General features: G+C 44.6%; 6 protein-coding genes and 3 pseudogenes. 6 read left to right on the top strand and 3 right to left on the bottom strand.

All coding sequences use genetic code 11. From position 1 onward, the window contains the following. The first annotated feature begins 237 nt into the window (after positions 1 to 237). The 4 genes from ACEW9I_RS03100 (at position 238) to ACEW9I_RS03085 (ending at position 2580) form a co-directional block, all read left to right on the top strand. Complete coding sequence (locus ACEW9I_RS03100; RefSeq protein ID WP_373538910.1) at positions 238 to 1104, top strand: class I SAM-dependent methyltransferase; 867 nt, start codon at positions 238 to 240, stop codon at positions 1102 to 1104. 251 nt (positions 1105 to 1355) lie between these two features. Next, a complete protein-coding gene (locus ACEW9I_RS03095) occupies positions 1356 to 1628 on the top strand; it encodes a hypothetical protein (RefSeq protein ID WP_373538909.1) in 273 nt (90 codons plus the stop codon). Next, on the top strand, positions 1625 to 2002 hold the full coding sequence (locus tag ACEW9I_RS03090; RefSeq protein WP_373538908.1) for a clan AA aspartic protease: 378 nt from the start codon (positions 1625 to 1627) through the stop codon (positions 2000 to 2002). Before ACEW9I_RS03095 ends, ACEW9I_RS03090 begins: the two co-directional genes overlap by 4 nt. Before the next feature lie 95 nt (positions 2003 to 2097). Further along, positions 2098 to 2580, top strand: coding sequence for a GNAT family N-acetyltransferase (locus tag ACEW9I_RS03085; protein WP_373538907.1), 483 nt, complete (start codon positions 2098 to 2100; stop codon positions 2578 to 2580). On the opposite strand, the pseudogene ACEW9I_RS03080 reads toward ACEW9I_RS03085, so the two are convergent. Both ACEW9I_RS03080 and ACEW9I_RS03075 read right to left on the bottom strand, forming a co-directional pair. After that, positions 2577 to 2968, bottom strand: a pseudogene (locus ACEW9I_RS03080) (hypothetical protein). The gene ACEW9I_RS03085 and the pseudogene ACEW9I_RS03080 sit on opposite strands and share 4 nt — an antisense overlap. Further along, entirely contained in the window at positions 2961 to 3179 is a 219-nt protein-coding gene (locus ACEW9I_RS03075) for a hypothetical protein (RefSeq protein ID WP_373538906.1), read from the bottom strand. Before ACEW9I_RS03075 ends, ACEW9I_RS03080 begins: the two are co-directional and overlap by 8 nt. A gap of 106 nt (positions 3180 to 3285) precedes the next feature. Here ACEW9I_RS03075 and ACEW9I_RS03070 point away from each other — a divergent pair, with 106 nt between their 5' ends. Both ACEW9I_RS03070 and ACEW9I_RS03065 read left to right on the top strand, forming a co-directional pair. Next, positions 3286 to 4410 carry a succinylglutamate desuccinylase/aspartoacylase family protein gene (locus ACEW9I_RS03070; RefSeq protein ID WP_373538905.1) on the top strand — a complete coding sequence of 375 codons (1125 nt, stop codon included), beginning with the start codon at positions 3286 to 3288 and terminating at the stop codon, positions 4408 to 4410. Between the two features lie 87 nt (positions 4411 to 4497). Continuing rightward, positions 4498 to 4629, top strand: a pseudogene (locus tag ACEW9I_RS03065) (hypothetical protein); the annotation flags it as partial. 19 nt (positions 4630 to 4648) lie between these two features. Here the strand turns inward: ACEW9I_RS03065 and ACEW9I_RS03060 are convergent. Then, a pseudogene (locus ACEW9I_RS03060) lies at positions 4649 to 4822 on the bottom strand (type II toxin-antitoxin system HicB family antitoxin); the annotation flags it as partial. Between the last annotated feature and the right edge of the window lie 220 nt (positions 4823 to 5042).

Below are 5042 nucleotides of genomic sequence, written 5' to 3'. Positions count from 1 at the left end.
CTAGCAACTGTTCTAATTGAGTGATGACGTTCTAAATGTGCCGCAACTATTTTTTCTCGAAGATCGATTGAAGCTGGTTTCATTATCAAATATATTTTTACTACCCTTTAGTGTACCTCATAACTAGCAGAAGTGCTGTATCTTAGTCGTTGGACTGCTTTACGTTATCTTTGAGGACAGCAGCCTTAAACTAATCTGTGAAACAATAACAATAGCTATCAACGAAGCAAAATTTAGATGATGACTGCACCTCCTAATCAATTTGACGCAATTAGTCCAACCGCAATGCTTGTGGCTTATGCGCGGCAGTTCAGTGATATTCCATTTACGACCGAACTGGCTCAATCGATCGATATTCCAACAGTGCTTGAGCAATTTGCGATTGACCATCAAGAAGATATTGTTCTGCTAGCGGCTTTGTTTGAAGCCCGCTACAAAGCCGTTGACTGGGCAATCGCTCAGTCCGAAAGTAAGCAAATAGTTGAGTTAGCATCAGGTTTACTTCCGCGTGGGATGGTGATATCGCAAAATCCAGACATGACTTTTGTTGAGAGTGATTTGCCTGCCATGATTCACCTCAAACAACTGTTAGTCGCTCAAATAATTGGAGAGCCTTTTAATCTACACTTTCATGCGATTAATGCAGCAAGTCAGCCAAGCCAGTTACCCCTAGGTACAGATTATCTTCGAGAAAGTGAGCCAATCACTCTTCTCTGCGAAGGATTGTTACAGTATCTCACGATGTCAGAGAAGAGGCAGCTTTTTGCGAATATTCGAGAGATGCTCAAGCACTATGGAGGAGCTTGGATTACGCCCGATCTTGCAACGAAGCAAAGCCAATTGCAAATCGAGGAACACAGCACACCATCACAACGGTTGCATCAGTCTATCATCAACACAACAGGTAGATCTTTAGTAGACAACAGTTTTAATGACAGAGCAGAGATTAAACAGTTTGTTTCTGAACAAGGATTCGAGCTTGAGGAATGCAGCTTATTTAATGTAGTGGATCGGTTGACTTGTTTAGAAATCCTGGGGGGTGATTCTGAAAACTTTGATTCTGTGCTTGAAATAAGATATGTTTCTATGCTCACTTTAAAATAATCTCTGATAGAAAGATAAAACCATCTAGTAGCCAGCCGCCCAACACTTCGCTGGAGAAGTGCTTGGCACGGAAATCCAGACCCGAGGTGATTTCATCTTGCATGATTTGAAAACAGGAGCGATTAGGTCAAGCGTGAGTCTCTACGAAGGTTGTGACAATACAGTCTGTTTGTGATGGCCTTAGCTTACTTGGACAGTATCGCTTTAGCAAGCTAAAATGGCAGTATTCAAGTCGCGGCGAGCGTAATCCTATGGCAGTTCGACAACCCCGATATAGTAAGGAGGAATTTTCCCAGCGCGGTGATGCACTCTATGAATCAGAGATTCGATCGCAGGTCGAAGAAGGCAATCACGGTAAGATTGTGGCGATCGATCTTGAAACTGGAGCATTTGAAGTCGATGCCAGTGAAATTGCTGCTTGCGATCGCCTCGAAGCTAGTCACCCTGACGCTCAAATCTGGATGGTTCGGATTGGTTCTCGCCACGTTCGGCGGTTCGGCGGACGTACAAAAAGAGCCGTATGATTACCGGAATTGTTAATGAGGAATTCGATCCAATTATTCCACTTTCAGTTTGTGGCTCCGACGGCAAAATTTATGCACAAGATGCGATCGTGGATACAGGTTTTAATGGATGGCTTTCACTGCCTCCAAGCTTAATTGCCCAATTAAACCTGAGATGGAAAAGGCGAGGACGTGCTATTCTCGGAGATGGCAGCGAATGCATTTTCAATGTTTACGAAGCAGTGGTAGTCTGGGATGGAGTTCTTCTAACAATTCCGGTTGATGAGGCTGATTCAGAACCACTTGTCGGGATGTCGCTGATGGAGGGCTATCAGCTAACGGTGCAAGTATTTGAGGGCGGTCGTGTCGAACTCAGCAAAGTAAATACGGTCTAACAAGCCCGTTGCACACCGACCGTATTGAGTTTCTTCGTTGAGTCCGAGAGTTTACTAGCGGCGGGTGAACGGGAACGTTAGACTGAAATCCATCCATGCTATTATTACAATTGCAGCGATCGTCAATGATAGAGCCATTACCTCAAGCTTATAAGCTAGAACTGATGACACCTTCTGATTTTGAGTTTTTGTACGCTCTTTGTAGAGCCACAATGGAATGCTATGTCATTGCTGCTTGGGGTGAGTGGTGCGACGAAATAGTTCGTTCTCAACTGCTCGATGGTTTAAATGCCAACGCTTTTCAGGGTATTTTTGTCAATCGATTGCGGGTTGGTGCGATCGCAGTAGAAAGACACGATACCCATATTCAAATCGAAGATCTTTATATTCTCAAAGAATTTCAAAACCAATGCATCGGGACATCGATAATACTCGATCTCATTAAGGAAGCTCGTCAGAGCTTCAAACCAGTCCGTCTTAGGGTTTTATCATCCAGCCCAGCCAGAATCCTATACGAGAGACTAGGCTTTGTCGTTGTACAAACAACACCAGAGCGTTACTTCATGGAATATATTTAGAAGCGAATAATTTCGATCGTGCGTCGCGATCGCTGAAAACAGACATCAAATTCTCGAAAGAAGTTCGTTTGCCCAAGGATTAAAGGTACCTGAGAGACTTGCACCCAGGCAAATGCTAGGCGAACTCGCTCCAAATTCCCAATTTGAACATGCAGAAATAAACCCCGTGCTTCCACCTTGGCAAGATTTCCAGCCAATGGTAAGCGGACGGTTTGTTCCTCCCAAACTACACCCAATTGCAGCCCAATATCATACCGCAGTAGATTGACTGTAGACCCGTATCTAGCAGTGCATGAGCGGGGATAGACAAGTCTGCATAACTTAGGGCAATTGGAATCCTGGGTAATTCTTCATCATCAGAAAAGGGAAATTCGACTGTACTAGGCATGAGTAGCTGTCTCTCTGTCATCCTGAATCATTTGCATCAGAATACTTGCAGCTTCCGTTGCCTCATAAGGCGACCAAATTGGATACTCTGATGCAGAAAAAATGGCTTGTAGTTCAGCATCGGGAATTTGTGCAGCTAGGTGCTTGAAAAGTGATAACTTTTCTGGTTGGCTTAGGTGGTCGATCGAGGAAATTAACTCAGTGAGAGACATGCTTGAAACTCCCAGACATGCGAGAATAAGCTTATTATAAAGCGATCGGTTAGGACACTGGGATCTCGACAGTGCCCTGCAAAGATTAGTCGAGCGAGGCAAATAAATGCAACCAAAAATCGACTCAATTCCGATCCTTCAGCTTGCCTCCGGCGATCTACTCTCCCTCCAGCTCTATCGGTTTCAGGGCGCAAAGTCTGGCCCTAAAGTCTACCTTCAGTCCAATTTACACGGCGCAGAAATTGCTGGAAATGCCGTCATTCATCAGCTTTTAGAATGGCTCATGCACTTAGAACCTCATCAGCTTCACGGCGAAATCTGGCTCGTGCCAATGTGCAATCCCCTCGCGACCAATCAGCGATCGCACTATTTTTCCACAGGTCGCTTTAATCCTTACGACGGCAAAGACTGGAATCGCATTTTCTGGGACTATGCAAAAGAAAATATAGACCTGCTCGGTTTTGTCCAATCTCACCTCCATCTTGACGCTGAATTCGTGCGCCGCAGTTATCTCGAACGAATCCAACTCCAGTTTGCAACGCTGGGGGATAAACTGAGATCGCCCGCCAGTGCTCCGCTTTCAGAGCATTATCGCTTTCATCTTCAGTCACTTTGCTTAGATGCTGACTACCTCATCGATCTGCATAGCACCTCTAACCAAGGTTTAGACTACCTGTACTATTTTTCGGGTCGTGACGAAAGCGCAAAACTATTTAGGCTAGACTACGCAATTTTACTAGATCCCTATGATGGAGATGCCTTTGATGAAGCCTTCATTAAACCTTGGCTGGCGCTAGAACAGTGCTTTGCCACCCTTGGACGAAACCTGCACTTTAACGTAGAAGCATGGACACTTGAACTAGGCTCAGGTATGCAGATGAAACCCGATTCCGTTCATAAAGGGGTGTTAGGGATCCAAAACTACCTCATCAAAAAAGAGATTGTGCAAGGCATTGTCTTATCTCAACCCGTCTCCAAACAGCAGATTTACTTGACTAGCACCCGTCAGATCAAAAAATACTATTCGCCCTATGGTGGCATGATTTATCCCAAGGTTTCCCTTGGGGAATCTGTTCAGATGGGGCAGGTACTTTATAGTCTACTCAGCTTTAATAAGCAGTCGCAATCGCCCACTTTAACTGAAGTTTTAGCAGCACAAGATGGAATCGTTTACGACCTAGCCTACAATCATGCCACCAACTCAGGTGAATACGTTTTGGCTACCTTTTGATCCTGAGATTGAATCTTGTTGGGGTTATGGGGCGATCGCTCTTCATCAAATCACCCAAAATCTCGGCACTGATCCGACTGGTTACAAGCGAACATCTATCGCCACGGACGCAAATTTACTGCTGCTCAAATGCTCGATCGAGTGACTGGAAAACCCATGAGTACCCAGCCCCTAATGGATTACATTCGCCGCAAGTACGCAGACCTCTACGAGATTTAGGTAATGGTAATGTCTAATCACTAGGTAATGGAATAAATCTACCTAGTTCCAATACTGTTTCCAACCATAACTCTCTCGCTTCATTGAGATTTTTAAGTGTTTCTTCGATCGTTTCTCCTTGAGCCAGACAGCCAGGTAAATCTTTAATTTCCGCAACATAACCGCCGTCTGGATCGGTGGAGATAAAGGACATCGGCAAACCTTACTTCTGGCGGCTGGCGAAGGAATAGTTCTATTAACTTTTCTAGCTTGCCCACGATCGATAGATTTAGTTACAGCACTTCCGGATGTTATGAGGTACAGTAACAGCAATTAGCAAACCAATTTCTGAGATGTTGAGGATCGATTAACTTGATTGCAAGTGAAATTACTCGATCGACCATAATTGTCGTAGTAGGTGAAAACATTCGTAA

This window comes from Chamaesiphon sp. (genome assembly GCF_041738855.1).
GTDB lineage: Bacteria > Cyanobacteriota > Cyanobacteriia > Cyanobacteriales > Chamaesiphonaceae > Chamaesiphon.
The sequence above is the reverse complement of the archived record's forward strand: the minus strand, read 5'-3'. Positions and strand labels throughout refer to the sequence as shown.

Coding starts and splice junctions, on each gene's coding strand:
- ACEW9I_RS03100 (WP_373538910.1), top strand. CDS start 238: ATGATGACTGCACCTCCTAATCAATTTGACGCAATTAGTCCAACCGCA.
- ACEW9I_RS03095 (WP_373538909.1), top strand. CDS start 1,356: ATGGCAGTTCGACAACCCCGATATAGTAAGGAGGAATTTTCCCAGCGC.
- ACEW9I_RS03090 (WP_373538908.1), top strand. CDS start 1,625: ATGATTACCGGAATTGTTAATGAGGAATTCGATCCAATTATTCCACTT.
- ACEW9I_RS03085 (WP_373538907.1), top strand. CDS start 2,098: ATGCTATTATTACAATTGCAGCGATCGTCAATGATAGAGCCATTACCT.
- ACEW9I_RS03075 (WP_373538906.1), bottom strand. CDS start 3,179: ATGTCTCTCACTGAGTTAATTTCCTCGATCGACCACCTAAGCCAACCA.
- ACEW9I_RS03070 (WP_373538905.1), top strand. CDS start 3,286: ATGCAACCAAAAATCGACTCAATTCCGATCCTTCAGCTTGCCTCCGGC.